Genomic DNA, 19,136 nt, shown 5'->3' with positions numbered 1-19,136 from the left:
TCTTAACGATGGCACACATAAAAAATGTGTCCGGTTTTCAACACATTTAAATCACGTAGATGTTCTATCCATTAATCTGGAACAGTGATAAATCTTTCATGCCAGAGAAGGCTTGCAGCGCAGCCTGTAAGGTGGCCTGTTGCAAAATATAGTCGGAATAGGTTGAGATCAGATCAGCGCCAACTAATGAAGACATCCGGTCCGAATATAAAATATCCCGCGAACTACCAATGGTACTCAGCGTAGTCAATTCGTTAATTTTACTCCCCACCTCGGCCTGCACGGTGAGTATATTATCCAACGAATTACTGAGCCCGCGATTAGCTTTGTCTATCAGCGCGGTATAGGCCTCGGTATCGGCATCCGTGCTTTCATTCAAAGGCATATTCAGGGCTTCCAACGCATAATCAATGGTATTAAATATATTGCTTTCGCTGGTTGAACCATCAGGCTCAGTGGTAAAACCTGCTGCCAGCGTCATAAATACGCTATTGCCCGTATTCCCTGTAGTCAGCGTGCGGCTTGAATCCACTTTCAGGCTTATCGCCGTATCGCCGCCGACATAGCTGACTTTACCATCGTCATCGACGGAAAAAGGCGCGCTATCCGTTGCATAACCGGCAAAAATGTAATTACCATTACTGTCCGTCGTGTTGGCCAAAGACACCAGTTGATCTTTTAATCCCTGTAATTCCGTCGCCATTGACTGGCGATCCGCATCACTGTAGGTGGTATTACCCGCTTTCACCACCAGGGTCTGAATGCTTTGTATCACGTCAACAGCCTGTTCCAGCACCGTGCTTTCCAGATTTAAACTATTTGTTGCACTCGAACGAGCCGCAGTATATTGACTGCTGGCAGCCTGGGCCTGCGCTAAAATAACTGCCTGGGAAGCGGCTATCGGATCGTCCGATGGTGCATTAACACGCTTCTCCGATGCCATCTGTAGAGCCGTATTCTGGAATTTACTATTTACCTCATTGATATTTTTAATCAACGTTTGGTAACTGTTTATGGTGCTAAGACGCATAGGATCGTCCTCTTGCTAAATTTATGCCATACATGGGCGGATAATCAGTTCACTGCCGACAGTAATGAATCAAAAATAGTGTTTGCTGTAGACAGTACCTTCGCATTGGCAAGGTAATACTGTTGATAACGTGTCAAATCAATGTATTCTTCATTCAGTTCAACGCCTGAAATAGACTGCTGCTTCGTGGTAAGCTGATCAACAATATTGGATTGAACCGTACTATTGGTTTTCGCGCTTTGGGCCTTGACGCCAATATCACTGACTAAAGACGCGTAGGCATCATTAAAGGTGGCATTGCCGGCAATCAGGTTTTGATTTTGCAAATCCAATAACTTCAATGCGTTGCTATTATCGCTTTCACCACCGCCGCTACCCGCAGCAATCAGAGCGACATCCGTTATGCGGACAGATAAACTGTTAATAACATCGCTCACAGTATTGACGAGGAAACTGTCATTTGCCGACGCATCGCCATCCACAGTAACGATTAGCCCATCAAAACTTAATGTTGTATTGCCGTCATCGTCGATATCGACAGTAGCCGTTACACTGGCATTATCGGACACACGAGTCACCTTCCACGCAGAGCCATCATAGCTCAATGAATAATCACTGGCCTTCACCTCGCTGGTATCTGTATAGGCTGCAGACAAGATGGCAGTGCCGTCGTTCTTCGTGTTGCTTATTACACCAGGTGAAGAAAAACTGAAGAAATCGGTTCCTGCCTCACCGTTTAAATCCACCCCAGCACTGTGCTGAGCATTAAAACTATCCGCCAGAGTCAGCGCAATCAGCCCTAGTTGATTACGTGCACTGTCCAATACGTCACTACGAAATGATAATAATCCACTAATACTGCCGCCAGTCAGCGTATCTTCATTTATCTCAATCGGATCGCCAATACCGTTATCATAGGCAATCGTAATTCGGGATGAATCAGCACTGGAACTCACCGCAACTAACTGATAAGCCGTATTACCCTGAACCAGAGTTTGACCATTTGAAAGACTGACATTAATGACATTACTGTCCTGAGTGCTGACCGTTACGCCAACCAGTTTATTCAAGTTATCAATTAATAGATCGCGTTGATCCAGCAGGTCATTTGCCGAAGTCCCGCTGCTGCCCAGACGGGTTATTTGCTGGTTGATATTGGCAATTTGGGTGGCGTAGTTGTTAACCAAATCAATATTTGTCGACAGTTGCTGGTTAATCGCGCTATCCATATCGCGAAGGTAGGTATCCGCGCTGACATACTGGTTTACCAGACTTTGCGCGCTGCTGATTATTGTCTGACGAGCTGAAGTATCACTGGCATTTTCCGTCAACGACTGTAAACCGGCGAAGAAAGAAGACATCATAGTAGAAAGGCTGCTTTCACTATCGGAAAGCAGGTTATCCACCTGAGAAATTTGCTCATAATAGGCATTAATCGACTCGTAGCTGGCCGTCGCTGAACGCAGCTGTGCAACAACCAGAGCGTCGTATGCACGATCAACCGTCAAAATCGACACACCAGTACCTGCTGAGCCATAGCTGGTCATCGTCCCCGCGCTTTCCGCCAGTTTGACGCTCTGCCGGTTATAGCCATCGGTATTAGCATTGGCGATATTATTTGATGTGGTGCTCAACGCAAGATTTGCCGCCTTCAGGCCTGAAGATGCAATATTAATCAAAGAACTGGCCATTATATTTCCTTCTTCTGCCATCGGGGAGACCCGATAACGTTTCGTCTACTCTATTTATCGGCGTCCAGGAATGAAACTTGAGGGGAAGCTCAGGTAAAGATTGTGATAAAAAATTAAAATAAAGTGTTTAAATCGTGCGTATAAACCCGCGCCGCTTTCTGGGCAGAACTACGAATTTGTTCAATAATTTGAACCAGTTTCTCGCCATATTTCGGATCTGTCGCATAGCCTGCTTTCTGTAAAGCATAGGCCGCCTGTTCCGCACTATTTGCATCCAACACGTCTTTGTAGCGAGCGTTTTTTGTCAGTAGAGTGATATAGTCATTCAATGCGTGCAGATAGGAATCGTATACTCTGAAATCTTGCATTAGCTTATAAGGTTGACCATTCTTATATTCGGTGGTCATGACAGACGTAACTTCGCCGTCCCAGTTACCGCCGGCTTTTACACCAAAAATATTGTGGCTGGTTTTGCCATCATTGGTCATGATTTCTCGTTTTCCCCATCCTGACTCCAACATCGCCTGAGCCATAATGAGTTGATGCGGTATACCACTCTGCAAGCTGGCTATCATGGCCGGGACAGACAGACGATCAGCAAAAGACCCATTGGTCGCCGAATAACCGGCGACCGCATTTTGCTTCGCAGCAGTTTCCGACTGTGTACGGCGTAGGAATTCACCAATAAGGACCGGCGGCATGGCGGCACTCGCCAGTCGTTCCTGCCCCAGCGGCATGGGGGTTTTGCCAACCTGTTCGTCTGGCTCCGTCGCTGCGTGCTGGCTCAATTGTTTGACCATCATATCTGCCAGCCCCAAGCCTTTTGCCGACAAATTTTGAGCTATTTGCTGATCATACAAACTGGTATACATACGCGTTTGATCACTGCTCAGGAGACCATCCTGAGGTAGCGTATTACGCATACTCTTCAACATCATATTGACGAATAGTCCCTCAACCTGCTGAGCCACTTTGTGCAATGATCCCGGCGTATTCTGTACCGCCTCACGGCGCAATCCATTCAAGGATTGCACATCGTAGGCCGCAGAGGCCTGATCCATCAGGTTGCCAGACGGTAACATCAGATAATCTCCACTTCCGCTTTCAAACAGCCCGCACTGTGCATTGCCTGTAGAATCGACATCAAATCCATTGGCGTTGCTCCCAGGGCGTTCATTGCCCGCACCACATTATTTAAATTCGCGCTGGCATTAACACGTTGCAGGGATCCCCCTTCCTGCCGAACAGATATTTCCGTCTGCTGCGTTACAACCGTCTGCCCCCCCGCCAAAGGCGTATTAGGTTGGCTAACAGCCTGTTGATTATCGACGACAACAGACAGGTTACCCTGAGCCACAGCGCAGGAATCCAGCATAACATTCCGGTTCATGACAACAGATCCGGTACGGGAATTGATAATAACTTTGGCATCAATTTCCCCCACGTCTACATGGATATCCTGTATTTGTGCCAGGAATCGAACCTGCTGGGCATTATTTTGCGGCAATACGACTTCTACCGTACGACCATCCAGCGCCTGAGCGCTACCAACGCTATTCTGACGGTTAATGGCGTCACTGATACGTTGCGCGAGACTAAAATTTTCCTGCTTCAGTTGCAGGCTAATCCGGTTCGAATTACCAAATGTGTTGGGAAGCTCTCTTTCGATAATCGCACCGTTATTTATTCTGGCACCGGAAAGCTGGTTAACCTTAACCTGGCTTCCACCTGATGAAGCCCCGGCCCCTCCTACCAGCAAGTTACCCTGGGCCAGAGCATAAACCTGGTTGTCTACTCCCTTCAGTGGCGTCATCAACAGCGTTCCGCCTCGCAGGCTTTTAGCCGATCCCAGAGAAGAAACGACTACGTCAATTTTTTGTCCTGCGCGGGCAAAAGGCGGGTAGTTAGCGGTTACCATGACTGCGGCAACATTCTTCAGCTGCATATTTGTTCCACTGGGAACGGTAATACCTAGCTGAGAGAGCATATTGATCAGACTTTGCGTGGTAAAAGGGGTTTGGGTTGTCTGATCGCCCGTTCCATCCAGACCGACCACCAGACCATAACCAATAAGCGGATTATCTCGCACGCCTTGAATGTCAACCAAATCTCGCAACCGCTCTGCCGTTGCAGATGAAATCAACGTCAGAGTAAAAAGTGCGCACATCACCAGTTGACGATACATTGACATAATTAACCTCTTAGAACGGTGCAATGTTAAGGAAGAATCGTTGCAGCCATCCCATGTTCTGCGCTTCGTTAATATAGCCTTTACCAACATATTCAATTCGGGCATCGGCTACCTGGGTTGATACAACAGAATTACTTCCGGTGATTGTCCTTGGATTTACTATGCCGGAAAACCGAATATATTCAGCACCCTGGTTAATAGCTATCTGCTTTTCTCCTATCACTTTCAGATTACCGTTGGTCAGAACATCACTGACTGTCACGGTGATCGTTCCTGAGAACGTATTCTGCGCACTGGCCCCGCCGGCCCCTTCAAAATCACTCGTGCCCGATGCTGTCAGGTCGGCTTTGCCATTGCCAAGCAGCCCGTTTAATGAACGCGGTACCGTCGTCAACCCAACGGATGAGGAACCATCGCGGCTGGCATTCGCCGATGAGCTTTTACTTGCGCTGACATTTTCCTGCAAGGTAATGGTCAGGATATCCCCAACGTTCCGGGGCCGACGATCTTCAAATAATGGCTGATAACCATAGTTCATGGGCTGCACGGACTGGAAAATAGAACCATTGGTCGCATACAACTGAGCTGGCGCAGGCAATGCGCTGGTTTCGCCATCCACCAGAGACTTATGCGGGATGTATGCACACCCGGTCAAAATCATCGTCGCCAGTAACGGCCAGCTTAGTCGCCTTTGCCATAATAAAGGCTTTGAAGTCCAACAACACAACATGCTTAACCTTATGTTCTCTTTATGTCAGTGATTAATTCAGAGCTGTGTTAAGCGTTGCAACATAGCATCGGAGGTCGACACGGCTTTACTGTTAATTTCATACGCACGCTGAACCTGAATCATATCAACCAATTCCTCAGCGACATTGACGTTTGAGGTTTCAACGTAGCCTTGATACAGAAGCCCTGCGCCATTTTGTCCTGGCGTGGATTCGGTTGGCGCACCGGAACTTTCCGTTTCCTGATACAGATTCTCGCCCAGACTTTGCAGCCCGGTAGGGTTAATAAATGTACTGAGCGTTAGCTGCCCAACCTGGCTGGCCGCCGTTTGTCCCTGTAGCGTTACGCTGACAATACCATCACGAGCCACCGTCATGGTTAAAGCGGTGTCCGGTATGGTAATTGCGGGCTGTACCGCATAGCCGCTGGATGTTACTAATTGACCGTTGGCGTCAAGTTGAAAAGAACCATCGCGCGAGTAAGCCGTGGTGCCGTCCGGTAACTGAATCTGAAAAAAACCCTGGCCGTTAATAGCAACGTCCTTGCTATTTTCGGTTTGCTCCAGGTTGCCCTGACTGTGTAAACGTTCAGTCGTCACAGGACGCACGCCTGTACCCAATTGTAAACCGGAAGGTAACGTGGTTTGTTCCGATGACTGAGCCCCCGGCTGACGAACGGTCTGATAGAGCAGATCCTCAAATACCGCCCGCTGCCTTTTAAACCCATTAGTGCTCACGTTCGCCAGGTTGTTAGAAATAACATCCATATTGGTTTGCTGAGCATCAAGCCCGGTTTTGGCAATCCAGAGAGAGCGGATCATAGTATTTCCTTAATAAAAATTAGCTGACGGATAGCAACTGGTTAGCGCGTTCGGCATTTTGATCAACGCTGCTGATAATCTTCATTTGCATTTCAAAACGACGGGAATTACCAATCATGTCAACCAGGGAATCAACCGTATTCACATTGCTTCCTTCCAGTACCCCAGGCATGACCCTGACCGCGTCATCGTTCGGCAATTCGTTACCTACTTGCTGGCGAGCCGCATCAGTCAGATGGAAAAGACCATCGTCGCCACGGACCAACTGCCCCGGCTCTGAGGCCACTAACTTAAGTGCGCCCACCTGAGCAATCGTGTTAGGGTTATCACCATCACCCAGCGCGGAAACCGTACCATCCGCCGCGATAGTAATACTCGCCTGGGTGGGCACAGCCAGAAGGCCACCGTCACCAACAACGGGATAGCCCTGAATCCGCAATTGTCCTTCGGCATCAAGCTGGATGGCGCCATTGCGTGTATAAGCTTCTTCACCATTTGGCAACTGCACGGCCAGCCAGCCCTGATCTTGCAGAGCGACATCCAGAGCGCGCGCCGTATAATTCAACGGTCCCTGAGACATATCTGCCGTCGGCGTTGATGCCACTACCAGCGTCCGCGTTTGCAACGACGGCCCTTCTACCGGAACCGCGCGCATGGCGCTTAGCTGCGCCCGAAAGCCTGGCGTGGATGAATTAGCCAGATTATTGGCAATAACAGAATGCTGCTCCAGCGTTTGACTGGCAGCGCCCATAGCCGTGTAAATCGCGTGATCCATAAAGCCATCCTGTACGTTTTATTAGCGCAGGTTCACCAAGGTGTTCAGAATGGCGTCCTGTGTTTTAATCGTCTGTGCGTTCGACTGATAGTTACGCTGAGCGACGATCATATTGACCAGTTCTGAGCTCAGGTCGACGTTTGACGACTCCAGCGCACCGCTGGTGAGTGTCCCGAATACCCCGAGTCCCGCCGTGCCCACAATCGCCGCACCAGAAGATGAGGTTGATGACCAGACATTATTCCCTTCGGATTTCAGACCCTGCGGGTTGGCAAAGCTAGCCATGACGATCTGGCCCAGTAGCTGAGTTTTCCCGTTTGAATAAGTGCCAGTGATAGTGCCATCGTTATTAATGGTATAAGAAGAGAGGCTGCCAGCCGTATAACCATCCTGATCAGAACTGCTGATGCTGCTGTTGCTGGCGCTTTGCTGAGTGGTGCCGGTGAATGCCAGAGTAAAGGTGTTGTCAGCAGAACCGTTGATGCCGTTGGTTGATACACTTAGAGAGGTAGAGCCAGTTGATACCCCTGTTTCATCCAGAACATCCTCTAACGCGCCGCTGCTATTAAATTTTAACGTACCAAGAAGCTCGGAGGTTGCACTCGCATCACTGCTGTCAATACCGTGAACTTCCCAGTTATTATCCAGCGTTTTAACAAAATACAGGTTAATGTTATGGGTATTACCCAAGCTGTCATAGGTGGTCAACGTACGCGAATAGCTATAGGTGCTGGAATCCGTTGCATCAAACGGTGTGGTGGTAACTATATCGGCGCTGGAGTTCAAGTTCAGCACCATGGAGGCGCTGCCGGTGGCCTGAGCAGCAATATCGCTGGAAGAAATATTAAGAACCGTAGGTTCGGCACCCGTGTTAATGGTCGGCGGCGTCCCCGTTGTTGCATAGCCTGTCAGATAATAACCACTGCTGTTGATAAGATTGCGCTCGTTATCCAGTGAAAGTTCTCCGTTTCGCGAATAGTAAACCGAGCCATTTTCGTCAACCATCCGAAAAAAGCCGTTTCCCGCGATAGCCACGTCCAAACCACGATCGGTAGACTCAACCGTACCATCACTAAAGTCCTGACTGACCGATGCGATTTTGACCCCCAGACCGACCTGAGAGGAAGCAAAAATATCGGCAAAAGATACCGATGCCGATTTAAAACCCGTTGTTTCCGAGTTAGCGATGTTGTTACCGATCACATCCAGGTTGCTGGACGCTGCATTTAAGCCACTAATTGCCTGTGAAAAACCCATAGCCGGGTACCTCTTGAATAAAGTAAGTTACGCAAAGCGCTATAGATATCTGCACCCAACGTAGAGAGTTAGAAATTAAATAATCTGCTTAACATCGCTAAGCGTTGCGGTTCCCGACAGGCCCAAATTGAGCGTGGCTGTGTCTGAACTCGTATTAACACCGTAAACCAGTGCATATTTAAGCGGCGTGGCCACCACGCTGCTTCCGGATGACGATGTAGCAGTCACCGTATAGGTATAGCTACCTTCAGCAACAGCGGCGCCGGTGTCATCCGTACCATCCCAGCTGTATGTCTGAACACCCGCACTTTGCTCGCCTAAATTAACAGTACGTACTGTGCTGCCACTCGAATTTTTAATGGTCACCGTAACATTGCTGGCTGCACTATCCAGTTCGATGCCAAAAGGCGTGACCGAACTACTTTCCCCAACCACAATGCTATTACCCGAGACAAGCACGCCATGGCCAATCAGCGTCGAGGCCTGTAATGCCTGGCTCGTATCCAGTTGCCCGGAAATAGACCCCAGCGTGGTATTCAGTTTCTCAATACCGCTGAGCGTACTGATTTGCGCTAACTGGCTGGTTAGTTCGGTATTATCCATCGGATCGGTAGGATCCTGATTTTTCAATTGCGCCACCAGCAACGTCAGAAACTCACTTTGAAGATCCTTGCTACTGGATGCTGATGACGATGTTGTGGTAATCGTACTGGAATCCGTTGATTCATTAACTGAAATAGCAATGCTCATATTCCCTCCGGTTACTGCCCTAATGTCAGCGTTTTTTGCATGAGTGTTTTTGCCGTGTTCAAGACTTCCACGTTAGCCTGATAGCTTCTTGAGGCTGAAATGGAGTTAACCATTTCGGCAGTAACATCAACATTTGGCATACGAACATAACCCCGTTCATCAGCAAGTGGATTACCAGGTTGATAGACCAGTTTGTCGGGTGACGGATCTTCAACAACACTCTCTACCTGTACGCCACCGATGTCCTGACCAGCAGGCGCAGCCACTTTAAACACCACCTGCTTGGCGCGGTATGGCGTACCATCGGGGCTGGTGATACTGTCAGCATTGGCCAGGTTACTGGCGCTCACGTTCATACGCTGGGACTGCGCCGTCAGTGCCGAACCTGAAATTTCAAAAATATTAATTAATGACATAAGGCGTTATTTATCCTGTAGAACTGCCGTCATACCTTTAATCTGCCCGCCCAAAACGGTCAGGTCGGTTTGATAACGCAGGCTATTATCCGCAAAATTAGTTCGTTCCCGGTCCATATCGACCGTATTACCATCCAATGCAGGCTGATCGGGAACCCGATACAACAGGTCCAATGATGGTAAAGACGACGTCTGTGCGGGTATATGTCGGGATGATGTTATTGAGAGAGAAAGCCCTGACCCAGACGCCCTGCCTTGTTCAATGGCTTTGGTTAATTCCGTGGAAAAATCAATATCGCGCGCCTGATAACCCGGCGTATCCGCATTGGCGATGTTGGCAGCCAGGATCTCCTGCCGTTGCGCACGCAAGTTCAGAGCTTCCTGTTGAAAGCGCAAGGCTGCATCAAGTTTGTCCAGCATCTTTCTAATTTCTCCCCAGGAATATATATCAGCAGACACTATCCAGTGCAGATAGCATAAACGGGATAGAGATAGCCCTATCGTCAGAATAAGCGGGAAATGAATAGCTAATTTTTCGATTGGCCTGATGAATGAGAAGGTACACTAGCAGCAATAAAATATATTCCCGGCGACAATGTGCAGCAGATTAAAACGTTAGATCAATGATGAGGGCAGATGATGGAGGGCAATCGACTGGTTTATGTTAACGGCGCTTTAGCTCTACTGGCTAGCATGTCGGCCTTTTCCAGTGAGCCATCATCAACGGCGTTATCCTCACAAATAGAAACATTTATCCGCCAGCAGATTACTATTCCTGTGGAACATATTGATGTAAGGATAAAAACGCCTGAGTCCAGTCTCTCAGACTGCCCGGCTCCACAGTTTGCCCTTCCGTCACGAAATAAAATCTGGGGTAATCTGAGTATTAAAGTCACCTGTGGCGCTGACAAGTATTTCGTGCAGACCAGCGTACAGGTGACGGGAAACTATCTTGTCACCTCGCGTCCGATTGCCCCTAAACATAAAATCAGTGCGGATGATATTGCATGGCAGCGAGGAAGACTCGATACCTTCACCACTATGCCGGTAACCTCTATCGACCAGGTTCTGGGTTCCGTTAGCCAACGGATGATTGGCGCCGGACAGCCACTTCAAGCAAGAATGTTCCGTCAGCCATGGGCGGTCAAATCCGGGCAAACGGTGCAGGTCATCGCCAGCGGAGCTGGTTTTAGTATCAGCAGTGAAGGTAAAGTAATGAATAATGCCGTGTTGAATGATAAAGTCAGAGTCAGGATGAATTCTGGTCAGATAGTAAATGGTTCAGTGGACGCTGACGGTACCGTTAAGGTTGCGTTATAAATAATTAAAGATTCTGCTCAGTTAGCCGATAGTTAGTCATAACGTTCGTTGCCTGTTTGCCAAAATGACCTGAGAGGACATCATGAGTATCGATAGTACACGCCCGATATCAGGGGTAAAATCTGTTCAGAGTCAGGATACAGAGTTACCCCTGCATGCCAAAGGCAAGACCAGTAATACCTCGGCACAAAGTACCGTTACCACAGAAACACAGGTAAATATCAGTAATGCTCAGACGCAACTCACTCAAGCAAACGAGCATGATATTGATATAGAAAAAGTTGAAAGCCTGAAACAGGCGATCCGTAATGGTGAGCTGAAAATTGATGCGGGCAAAATAGCGGATGCACTGATTGAAGAGGCGCAATCAGGAATAGACGGATTATGAGCAAGCCGGCAATGGACATGTTTGATATTTTGAATCATATGCAAGATTCTCTGCGCCAGTTGGATGATATCCTGACGCAAGAACAGCAAGAGTTAAGCGCAGGTCGGGTTAATGCCGCTTTTTTGCATCGTTTAACTGAAAATAAAAATGAGCAGCTATCTACTCTCAGTCATTTTGACAAGTTGCGAATTCAGATGGAGCAAACTCTCTCCATTAACGCTCCTTACGATCAGGACGCCAAACTAAACGAGGCCTGGCTGGCTATTCAGAGTCAGACCCGCCATCTGAGCCAAAATAATCACCAAAATGGTCTTCTTCTTGAGCAGCACTTGAAACATACGCAAGAGGCTCTCAATTTTCTGGAAAAGAAAAACCAGCCCACAAACCTCTATGGACCGGATGGTCAATCTCACCGTCAGGGAAATAAGCTGGGCCGAAAATTTGGCGTTTGAGACTATATGATAAATGAGTCAAACAGATTAAGCTCCCTCACCTTCAATGCTGTTCTCGATAATTCACCAATACCTGGTAGGTAAGCACACGTACCGGTGGTTTAGTCGCACCTTTCCCCGGCAGCATATATAAAAAATAAAGCGGATTATTGGCATCAATCCCTTGTAAAGCCTGAGTACTTCCACTGCCCCCATCCAAAGGAACACAAAGACCTGGTGTACATAAGGCGACTCTCAGTCCTGGTGGAGGAAACGCCTGCAATTTATAATTCCAATGAATAGACGTCATGATCCGCCCAGGGGGAATAACGCCATGAGGACGCATAACTGGAGATGACGTGGATATTCCTCGCTGACTTATCACTACATTTGAACCGCCACCATCCCAGCTTCCATCAGCGGCCATACCGGTCTGTACAAACAACATCAACATAAGTACATATAGCTTCTTCGTCATTTTGCGGCACCACCAATCACCGACGTCATGTGTATCTGGCGATTGTCATTAATTTCCTGATTCGACAAAACGGCCAGTTGCGGCACATTACGACGTAAAAAGCGCGCTAACAACGGGCGCAGGGCATGATTAACCAATAAAACAGGCGGAGCATTGAGTGCTTCCTGTTGCTGCACCGCCTGCTTTGCCTGTTCCAATACCCGGTCAGCCAAACCGGGTTCCAGTCCACCACCATTTTGCAACGCTTGTAACAATATTTTTTCCAGACCAAAATCCAGGCCTATCACCTGTATTTCATCCTGCCCCGGGAACCATTGCTGGGTAATCGCTCGCCCTAAGGCAACACGAACAACCACCGTCAACTCATTTGGATCTTTTTGTATCACCGCATGTTCTGATATGGTTTCGATAATTGTTCGCATGTCTTTAATCGACACCCGTTCAGCCAGCAAATTCTGTAATACCTTATGCAATACAGTAAGCGTGACGACACCAGGAATGAAATCCTCTGTCAGCTTTGGCATCTCTTTGCTAACCCGCTCCATCAACAGCATGGCTTCCTGTCGGCCAAACAAGTCACTGGCATGTACTGTAATCAAGTGATTAAGATGTGTGGCCACCACGGTGCTTGCCTCAACCACGGTGAATCCCTGAGCCTGAGCCTGCTCTTTCAATGCACTTTCGATCCACACGGCGGGCAGACCAAAAGCCGGATCCTGGGTCACATCCCCGGGTAGTTTTCCAATTGCATTACCTGGATTAATTGCCATCCACCGACCTGGATGCGATTCTCCGTGTCCGATTTCAACACCGTTCATCAGAATACGATATGCTGCCGGCTGTAACTCCAAATTATCTCGGATATGTATAACGGGTGGTAAGTATCCCATTTCCTGGGCGAATTTCTTTCGAATACTTCGGATCCTGCCCAACAGTTCACCGTTTTGCTGAGAATCAACCATGGGAATCAACCGATATCCTACTTCCATCCCCAAAGGGTCTTCCAACTGAACATCTGCCCAACTGGCCTCAACGATCGGCTGGTTTTCTTTAACCATAGGCTCTGCGGTGCCGCCAGAAGACGTGTCCGCAGCGACTTCTCCTCTCATCCACCAGGCCAGCGCCAACAGTGCGGTGGTAAACAGCAGAAACACAAAATTGGGCATACCCGGTACCAGACCAATCAAGCCCAGCACCGCAGCACTCAAGATCATCACTCGGGGGTTATTAAACAGTTGGGTAACCATCTGCTGGCCAACATCTTGATCGGTACTGACCCGCGTCACGATGACACCAGCCGCCGTCGAGATCACCAGAGCAGGGATCTGCGCGACCAAACCGTCACCAATGGTCAACAGCGTATAGCTCTCAGCCGCCTGGGACAGTGGCATATCATGCTGGAGCATCCCGACCATCAATCCGCCAACAATATTGATGACCATAATTACCAGTCCGGCAATAGCATCACCGCGCACAAATTTACTGGCGCCGTCCATTGAGCCGTAAAAATCCGCCTCTTGGGTAACCTCTGACCGGCGTTTTTTCGCTTCAGCCTCACCGATTAGCCCGGCATTCAGATCGGCGTCAATCGCCATCTGTTTACCCGGCATCCCGTCCAGTACAAATCGCGCCCCCACTTCTGCAATACGACCTGCACCTTTGGTAATAACCATAAAGTTGATCAGAACCAGGATGATGAATACCACAATACCAATGGCAAAATTACCGCCTACCAGAAAGTGCCCAAATGACTCGACCACTTTACCGGCAGCAGCCGTCCCGGTGTGCCCTTCCAGCAAAATGATACGCGTAGAGGCCACGTTCAGCGATAGACGCAACAAAGTGGAAAATAGCAGGATGGTTGGAAACGCGGCAAATTCCAACGTACGCTGGGTAAACATCGCCACCAGCAATACCATAATCGATAGGGCAATATTGAAGGTAAACAACAGATCCAGAATAAAGGGTGGAAGTGGCAATACCATCATCGACAAAATGAGCAGGATTAATATAGGTCCCGCCAAGATTTGCCACTGTGTACTTTTAAAATTACTGGGTAAACGCAGCATGCGGGCCAGATTAGCCATCAGTATCGTTCTCTCTTGCAAAGTCCAGGGCGTCTGGCACAGGTAAATGTTCAGGTTTTCGCGGTATTAAGCCACCCTCTCGCCGCCAGCGACGAAGCTGGTAGACCCATGCCAGCACCTCAGCAACCGCAGCATATAAGTCGGCGGGAATATGCTTGCCCACTTCGGAATATCGATAGAGCGCCCGCGCCAATGGCGGAGCCTCAAGCACAGGAACCCGGTGTTCCGCCGCGATTTCACGGATACGCAAAGCAATTTCGCCCGCGCCTTTTGCCAAAACTTTGGGCGCATTCATTTTCTTTTCATCGTATTTCAGCGCCACTGCATAATGCGTCGGGTTGGTGACAATGACATCAGCTTTAGGCACATCGGACATCATGCGACGCTGAGCCATAGCCCGCTGTTGCTGACGAATTCGCCCTTTTACATGCGGATCACCCTCATGTTCTTTGTGTTCATCACGTATTTCCTGCTTTGTCATACGTAATTTTTTGATATGACTCCAGATTTGCCAGAACACATCAAATGTCACCATGGGGATGAGCCCCATCAGGATAAACAAACCGCACACGCTAATCAGATTAAGCGCATCCCCCAGGGCCGTCACCGGCGGTTCGCTAATCAGATGCAACAATTTCGGCCAGTTATGCCAGAGAAACCAACCGGTTATCCCCCCCACCATGGATGATTTCAATATCCCTTTGAACAATTCAGCCAGCGCCTGACTGGAAAAAATCCGCTTCAGCCCTGTTAGCGGGTTCAGTTTCGTCAAATCAAACTTAAACGACTTGGTACTGAACAAAAGCCCGCCAAGCAGCGTGGGAGCCGTCAACGCGACCAACACAGCTCCGCACATAATCGGCAACAATGCAATCACCGCATGTTTGAGCAATCGGCCAATCTGTCGCAGCATCTGCTTATCATCATTGATGATAGAGTGATTAAAATACAAACCATCTGCAATCATCGCCGCCAGCTTCCTGGCCATCGCCTCTCCGCCCATCCATAATATTGTCAACCCTATGACCAACATCAGAATAGAAGTTAATTCACGAGAACGGGGGATCTGGCCTTCTTCACGCGCCTTCTCCTCTTTATGGGGAGTGGGGGATTCTGTTTTTTCCAGATCGCTATCTTCAGCCACTGCGGCGTTCCTGTCGTTACTGCTTGTTGGGATAGGGATTTGCTGCCTAGCATGACAAATATGGAAAAACTTTATGGCAGGAACAACGGGAAAAACTTACGTTTCTTTGACGGATAGTCGATCAGCAAGCAGAAGAAAAAAACGGTTTAGCTATCTACAGCCTGATACAACAGCCATAAATAGCTAAAGAATTACCATTTGATGAATCGCCAACGACATCGTCATCATCGCGATACATAATATAGCGTTGTCAGAATCCAAGGCTATCTAGCAGGTCATCCACTTGATCCTGACTGGACACAACACCTGCCGCAGTTTTATCAACCTGAGGGCCATTTAACAATCCCTCGTTGGCACGTTTAGGCGCATCAGGTTTTTCAGGCATATTTTCCAACAGTACCATCAGCAACTGTTTTTCAATTTCCTGAATAACATCCATCATGCGCTTGATGACCTGACCAGTAAGATCCTGGAAATCCTGGGCCATCATGATTTCCAGCAGTTGCGCGTTGGTAAACGAAGTATGCTGTGGCACATTTTCGAGGTAACTGCGAGTATCCGTCACCAGTTCACGGGCGTCCGCCAGTTCAATCGGGTTTTCAAACCATTGGTCCCAGCGTACTTTCAACGATTTAGCGTCAGCTTCCAACATATTCTGACGAGGTTGCGCAGCTTCAACACAACTTAGCGCTCTTTCTGCAGCCTGAGCGGTCATTTGCACGACATAGTCAAGGCGATCGCGAGCATCAGGAATAGCTTCTGCGGCCTCTGCAATCGCATTATCCAGCCCTAGCTCGCGCAGGCTGTCACGCAACATGCGGGTTAACTGACCAATACGAGAAATAATCTCAGTTGCCGAAGCTGTGTCGCTGACAGACGGCATCGGGTGCGAATGTGGCATAAGATCCCCTTACATACCCAGTTTTTCGAAAATCTTACTCAGCTTCTCTTCCAGGGTAGCAGCAGTAAATGGTTTAACTACGTAGCCACTAGCACCAGCCTGTGCTGCAGCAATAATGTTTTCTTTCTTTGCTTCAGCGGTTACCATCAATACAGGGAGCTTTGAGAGCGAGCCGTCTGCACGGATAGTCTGCAGCAATTCCAAACCATCCATATTGGGCATATTCCAGTCAGAAATGACGAAATCGAAAGCGCCAGCGCGAAGTTTATTCAGCGCATCAGCTCCATCTTCTGCCTCTTCTACATTATTAAAGCCCAGCTCCTTCAGTAGGTTACGAACAATTCGACGCATTGTCGAAAAATCATCCACTACTAAAAACCTGAGTTCTTTGTCGGCCATACCTACTCCTAAAATATTAATTGCTCACCGAGAGCTGCTTATATACGTAATGCCTGTCCGGCAGAAATTTGTGTCAGCATTCGCTGACTAACCTGGTGCAAATCCACCACTTCGTCGACGCCTCCCATCGCGATAGCCTCGCGTGGCATACCAAACACCACACAACTCGCTTCGTTTTGCGCTATGGTATAAGCGCCGGCCTGATGGAGTTCCAACATACCGGCTGCTCCGTCATTTCCCATACCTGTAAGGATAACGCCTACCGCATTACGTCCGGCAAATTGCGCCACCGAACGAAATAACACATCAACCGATGGGCGGTGGCGGTTAACTGGCGGACCATCATTCAAACGCACTTGATAGTTTGCACCACTGCGAGCCAACTCAAGATGACGTGCGCCGGGAGCAATATAGGCATGACCCGGTAATACACGCTCCCCATCTTCAGCTTCTTTCACTGTAATCTGACACAATTTATTCAGTCGCTCAGCAAAAGATTTGGTAAATCCTGGCGGCATATGCTGAGTAATCAGTAAAGCCGGGCTTGTCAGTGGCAAAGGTTGCAGAACATGACGTATCGCCTCCGTTCCGCCCGTCGAGGCACCAATTGCAATCAATTTTTCACTACTCAGCAACGGCGTATGCTGGATGATTTTTGTTGGTTCTTCCGTCATCGAACTACGCTGAGGCAAACGGGCTTTTGCAGCCATACGTATCTTTTCAGCAATCAGTTCACTGTAAGCCAGCATGCCTTCACGAATACCTAATTGCGGTTTGGTAACGAAATCGATGGCGCCCAACTCCAAAGCCCGCAGTGTAATTTCAGAGCCTTTCCCCGTCAGAGAAGACACCATCACCACCGGCATTGGACGTAAACGCATTAATTTTTCTAAAAAATCCAACCCGTCCATACGTGGCATTTCGACATCCAACGTCAAGACCTGAGGATTAAATTTTTTAATCAAATCGCGGGCAACTAACGGATCTGGCGCCGTTGCAACCACTTCCATATCTGGATGGCTATTAATTATTTCAGTCATGATCTGGCGCATAAGGGCAGAATCATCGACACATAGTACTTTAATCTTACTCATTATCTTTCCTTCGCCAGCCCATAAACCGTTTGCCCACGCAAATAAAACTCCCGACTGATCTGGCTGAAATTCTCTGAATGCCCGGCAAATAACAACCCGCCCGGTTTAAGCATCGGAACAAATCGGCGTAAAATGCGCTCTTGCGTCTCTTTATCGAAATAAATCATCACATTACGACAAAAAATTGCATCAAACGGTCCTGGTATCGACCATTCCGGCGCCAGCAGATTTAATTGCTGAAAATGTACCATTGACGCCAGTTCTGGGCGAACGCGGACAAGCCCACTATGCGGGCCTGTACCACGTAAAAAAAACCGCTGTAATTGCTGGGGAGAAAGAGAGCGCAGTTCTTCCTGACGGTATATGCCCGCGGTCGCTTTCTCCAATACCTGAGTATCAATATCGCTCGCCCAAACCTGACACCCACTGACTCTATTCCCAAGGACTTCCGCAAGCGTCATCGCCAGAGAATAAGGCTCTTCCCCTGTCGATGCCGCAGTACTCCAGATGGTATAACCATTAGGACGTTTACGGGCATGTTCGGCCAAAATGGGAAAATGATGGGCTTCCCGAAAAAAAGCGGTCAGGTTGGTGGTTAACGCATTGATAAATGCCTGCCACTCAGCACTGTTTGGATCGGATTCAAGTAATGCCAGATATTGACCAAAATCGTTTATTCCGAGCAAACGCAAACGCCTGACCAAGCGATTGTAAACCATTTCTCTTTTATGATCGGCCAGTACAATACCGGCTCGTTGATATATCAATTGGCTGATCCGTCGGAAATGAGCATCCGACAGAGGCAACCGATCAACCATCTGCGTCAGGATAGAGGCAGATTCAGGGCGATTTTGCGATGGTGTACTTTTCATATCAAACCGCTCGAATATCGATTTTTGCTATGTTTTTTTCCAATCTGAACTTTCCCTTACAGCTGTTGCAGGTTTTCTTTAATTGTCATTTGTCAGACCCCCTTCTCTTGCTGGTTCAAGATTAAGCATCCAACATTGTATTGGTAAACATTTCTCTTAATTTATCAAAATGCTGAATTTAAAAAACAGAAAATATCCGTTTACCAAAACCGCATTGCCGGGTGAGGCACTCAAAGTGAGTGACAACATGTTCAGACAGCCCTCAACACTGAACGCCGGACTGCCAGACTGCCAGACTGCCTCAGTGAGGGTTGTATAAATTTCACCCATAATATCTGTAATCTGTGCTGCAAACAGAAATCT

21 protein-coding genes are annotated in these 19,136 nt (G+C 48.3%); 3 read left to right on the top strand and 18 right to left on the bottom strand.

Features of this window, described 5'->3' with window-relative positions:
- Positions 1-64 precede the first annotated feature (64 nt).
- The 11 genes from flgL to flgB form a co-directional block, all read right to left on the bottom strand.
- Positions 65-1,030, bottom strand: a complete 966-nt coding sequence (flgL, locus tag DDT52_RS02465; protein ID WP_136154962.1) for a flagellar hook-associated protein FlgL — start codon at positions 1,028-1,030, stop codon at positions 65-67.
- Between the two features lie 44 nt (positions 1,031-1,074).
- The gene (gene flgK / locus DDT52_RS02460) at positions 1,075-2,721 is read right to left on the bottom strand and encodes a flagellar hook-associated protein FlgK (RefSeq protein ID WP_136154961.1); all 1,647 of its coding nucleotides are present in this window, start codon (positions 2,719-2,721) and stop codon (positions 1,075-1,077) included.
- A gap of 113 nt (positions 2,722-2,834) precedes the next feature.
- On the bottom strand, positions 2,835-3,803 hold the full coding sequence (flgJ, locus tag DDT52_RS02455) for a flagellar assembly peptidoglycan hydrolase FlgJ (RefSeq protein WP_136154960.1): 969 nt from the start codon (positions 3,801-3,803) through the stop codon (positions 2,835-2,837).
- The gene (locus DDT52_RS02450) at positions 3,803-4,912 is read right to left on the bottom strand and encodes a flagellar basal body P-ring protein FlgI (RefSeq protein WP_425591531.1); all 1,110 of its coding nucleotides are present in this window, start codon (positions 4,910-4,912) and stop codon (positions 3,803-3,805) included. The genes flgJ and DDT52_RS02450 overlap by 1 nt, the downstream gene beginning before the upstream one ends.
- 10 nt (positions 4,913-4,922) lie before the next feature.
- The gene (locus DDT52_RS02445) at positions 4,923-5,573 is read right to left on the bottom strand and encodes a flagellar basal body L-ring protein FlgH (RefSeq protein ID WP_425591530.1); all 651 of its coding nucleotides are present in this window, start codon (positions 5,571-5,573) and stop codon (positions 4,923-4,925) included.
- Between the two features lie 105 nt (positions 5,574-5,678).
- Positions 5,679-6,461: a flagellar basal-body rod protein FlgG gene (gene flgG / locus DDT52_RS02440; protein WP_136154958.1), complete on the bottom strand. Its 783-nt coding sequence runs from the start codon at positions 6,459-6,461 to the stop codon at positions 5,679-5,681.
- Between the two features lie 19 nt (positions 6,462-6,480).
- Positions 6,481-7,236 (bottom strand): flagellar basal body rod protein FlgF, encoded by a 756-nt coding sequence (locus DDT52_RS02435; protein ID WP_136154957.1) that lies wholly within the window; start codon positions 7,234-7,236, stop codon positions 6,481-6,483.
- Positions 7,237-7,257: 21 nt separating this feature from the next.
- Positions 7,258-8,493: a flagellar hook protein FlgE gene (gene flgE, locus DDT52_RS02430; RefSeq protein ID WP_136154956.1), complete on the bottom strand. Its 1,236-nt coding sequence runs from the start codon at positions 8,491-8,493 to the stop codon at positions 7,258-7,260.
- Between the two features lie 75 nt (positions 8,494-8,568).
- Entirely contained in the window at positions 8,569-9,243 is a 675-nt protein-coding gene (flgD, locus tag DDT52_RS02425) for a flagellar hook assembly protein FlgD (RefSeq protein WP_136154955.1), read from the bottom strand.
- 11 nt (positions 9,244-9,254) lie between these two features.
- Positions 9,255-9,659 carry a flagellar basal body rod protein FlgC gene (gene flgC, locus DDT52_RS02420; protein WP_109053284.1) on the bottom strand — a complete coding sequence of 135 codons (405 nt, stop codon included), beginning with the start codon at positions 9,657-9,659 and terminating at the stop codon, positions 9,255-9,257.
- Positions 9,660-9,665: 6 nt separating this feature from the next.
- On the bottom strand, positions 9,666-10,079 hold the full coding sequence (gene flgB / locus DDT52_RS02415; protein WP_136154954.1) for a flagellar basal body rod protein FlgB: 414 nt from the start codon (positions 10,077-10,079) through the stop codon (positions 9,666-9,668).
- 216 nt (positions 10,080-10,295) lie between these two features.
- Between flgB and flgA the strand changes: the two genes are divergently transcribed.
- The 3 genes from flgA (at position 10,296) to DDT52_RS02400 (ending at position 11,819) form a co-directional block, all read left to right on the top strand.
- Entirely contained in the window at positions 10,296-10,979 is a 684-nt protein-coding gene (flgA, locus tag DDT52_RS02410; protein WP_136154953.1) for a flagellar basal body P-ring formation chaperone FlgA, read from the top strand.
- 82 nt (positions 10,980-11,061) lie between these two features.
- Complete coding sequence (flgM, locus tag DDT52_RS02405) at positions 11,062-11,367, top strand: flagellar biosynthesis anti-sigma factor FlgM (RefSeq protein ID WP_136154952.1); 306 nt, start codon at positions 11,062-11,064, stop codon at positions 11,365-11,367.
- The gene (locus DDT52_RS02400; protein WP_136154951.1) at positions 11,364-11,819 is read left to right on the top strand and encodes a flagella synthesis protein FlgN; all 456 of its coding nucleotides are present in this window, start codon (positions 11,364-11,366) and stop codon (positions 11,817-11,819) included. The genes flgM and DDT52_RS02400 overlap by 4 nt, the downstream gene beginning before the upstream one ends.
- A 43-nt stretch (positions 11,820-11,862) precedes the next feature.
- Here DDT52_RS02400 and DDT52_RS02395 read toward each other — a convergent pair whose 3' ends face one another.
- The 7 genes from DDT52_RS02395 to cheR form a co-directional block, all read right to left on the bottom strand.
- Positions 11,863-12,276, bottom strand: a complete 414-nt coding sequence (locus DDT52_RS02395; protein WP_136154950.1) for a flagellar protein FlhE — start codon at positions 12,274-12,276, stop codon at positions 11,863-11,865.
- A complete protein-coding gene (gene flhA, locus DDT52_RS02390) occupies positions 12,273-14,363 on the bottom strand; it encodes a flagellar biosynthesis protein FlhA (RefSeq protein WP_136154949.1) in 2,091 nt (696 codons plus the stop codon). Before flhA ends, DDT52_RS02395 begins: the two co-directional genes overlap by 4 nt.
- On the bottom strand, positions 14,356-15,507 hold the full coding sequence (gene flhB, locus DDT52_RS02385) for a flagellar biosynthesis protein FlhB (RefSeq protein WP_136154948.1): 1,152 nt from the start codon (positions 15,505-15,507) through the stop codon (positions 14,356-14,358). Before flhB ends, flhA begins: the two co-directional genes overlap by 8 nt.
- 250 nt (positions 15,508-15,757) lie before the next feature.
- The gene (gene cheZ / locus DDT52_RS02380) at positions 15,758-16,408 is read right to left on the bottom strand and encodes a protein phosphatase CheZ (protein ID WP_136154947.1); all 651 of its coding nucleotides are present in this window, start codon (positions 16,406-16,408) and stop codon (positions 15,758-15,760) included.
- 9 nt (positions 16,409-16,417) lie between these two features.
- Positions 16,418-16,807: a chemotaxis response regulator CheY gene (cheY, locus tag DDT52_RS02375; RefSeq protein ID WP_109053293.1), complete on the bottom strand. Its 390-nt coding sequence runs from the start codon at positions 16,805-16,807 to the stop codon at positions 16,418-16,420.
- 38 nt (positions 16,808-16,845) lie between these two features.
- Positions 16,846-17,901: a protein-glutamate methylesterase/protein-glutamine glutaminase gene (locus tag DDT52_RS02370; RefSeq protein ID WP_136154946.1), complete on the bottom strand. Its 1,056-nt coding sequence runs from the start codon at positions 17,899-17,901 to the stop codon at positions 16,846-16,848.
- Entirely contained in the window at positions 17,901-18,773 is an 873-nt protein-coding gene (gene cheR / locus DDT52_RS02365; protein ID WP_109053295.1) for a protein-glutamate O-methyltransferase CheR, read from the bottom strand. Before cheR ends, DDT52_RS02370 begins: the two co-directional genes overlap by 1 nt.
- Positions 18,774-19,136: the final 363 nt, after the last annotated feature.

The sequence above is a fragment of the Brenneria roseae subsp. roseae genome (assembly GCF_003115845.1).
GTDB lineage: Bacteria > Pseudomonadota > Gammaproteobacteria > Enterobacterales > Enterobacteriaceae > Brenneria > Brenneria roseae.
The sequence above is the reverse complement of the archived record's forward strand: the minus strand, read 5'-3'. Positions and strand labels throughout refer to the sequence as shown.

Bases quoted from the DNA above. Each gene is read 5' to 3' on its own strand.
- flgL (WP_136154962.1), bottom strand. From the start codon at position 1,030: ATGCGTCTTAGCACCATAAACAGTTACCAAACGTTGATTAAAAATATC.
- flgK (WP_136154961.1), bottom strand. From the start codon at position 2,721: ATGGCCAGTTCTTTGATTAATATTGCATCTTCAGGCCTGAAGGCGGCA.
- flgJ (WP_136154960.1), bottom strand. From the start codon at position 3,803: ATGTTACCGTCTGGCAACCTGATGGATCAGGCCTCTGCGGCCTACGAT.
- DDT52_RS02450 (WP_425591531.1), bottom strand. From the start codon at position 4,912: ATGTCAATGTATCGTCAACTGGTGATGTGCGCACTTTTTACTCTGACG.
- DDT52_RS02445 (WP_425591530.1), bottom strand. From the start codon at position 5,573: ATGATTTTGACCGGGTGTGCATACATCCCGCATAAGTCTCTGGTGGAT.
- flgG (WP_136154958.1), bottom strand. From the start codon at position 6,461: ATGATCCGCTCTCTCTGGATTGCCAAAACCGGGCTTGATGCTCAGCAA.
- DDT52_RS02435 (WP_136154957.1), bottom strand. From the start codon at position 7,236: ATGGATCACGCGATTTACACGGCTATGGGCGCTGCCAGTCAAACGCTG.
- flgE (WP_136154956.1), bottom strand. From the start codon at position 8,493: ATGGGTTTTTCACAGGCAATTAGTGGCTTAAATGCAGCGTCCAGCAAC.
- flgD (WP_136154955.1), bottom strand. From the start codon at position 9,243: ATGAGCATTGCTATTTCAGTTAATGAATCAACGGATTCCAGTACGATT.
- flgC (WP_109053284.1), bottom strand. From the start codon at position 9,659: ATGTCATTAATTAATATTTTTGAAATTTCAGGTTCGGCACTGACGGCG.
- flgB (WP_136154954.1), bottom strand. From the start codon at position 10,079: ATGCTGGACAAACTTGATGCAGCCTTGCGCTTTCAACAGGAAGCTCTG.
- flgA (WP_136154953.1), top strand. From the start codon at position 10,296: ATGATGGAGGGCAATCGACTGGTTTATGTTAACGGCGCTTTAGCTCTA.
- flgM (WP_136154952.1), top strand. From the start codon at position 11,062: ATGAGTATCGATAGTACACGCCCGATATCAGGGGTAAAATCTGTTCAG.
- DDT52_RS02400 (WP_136154951.1), top strand. From the start codon at position 11,364: ATGAGCAAGCCGGCAATGGACATGTTTGATATTTTGAATCATATGCAA.
- DDT52_RS02395 (WP_136154950.1), bottom strand. From the start codon at position 12,276: ATGACGAAGAAGCTATATGTACTTATGTTGATGTTGTTTGTACAGACC.
- flhA (WP_136154949.1), bottom strand. From the start codon at position 14,363: ATGGCTAATCTGGCCCGCATGCTGCGTTTACCCAGTAATTTTAAAAGT.
- cheZ (WP_136154947.1), bottom strand. From the start codon at position 16,408: ATGCCACATTCGCACCCGATGCCGTCTGTCAGCGACACAGCTTCGGCA.
- cheY (WP_109053293.1), bottom strand. From the start codon at position 16,807: ATGGCCGACAAAGAACTCAGGTTTTTAGTAGTGGATGATTTTTCGACA.
- DDT52_RS02370 (WP_136154946.1), bottom strand. From the start codon at position 17,901: ATGAGTAAGATTAAAGTACTATGTGTCGATGATTCTGCCCTTATGCGC.
- cheR (WP_109053295.1), bottom strand. From the start codon at position 18,773: ATGAAAAGTACACCATCGCAAAATCGCCCTGAATCTGCCTCTATCCTG.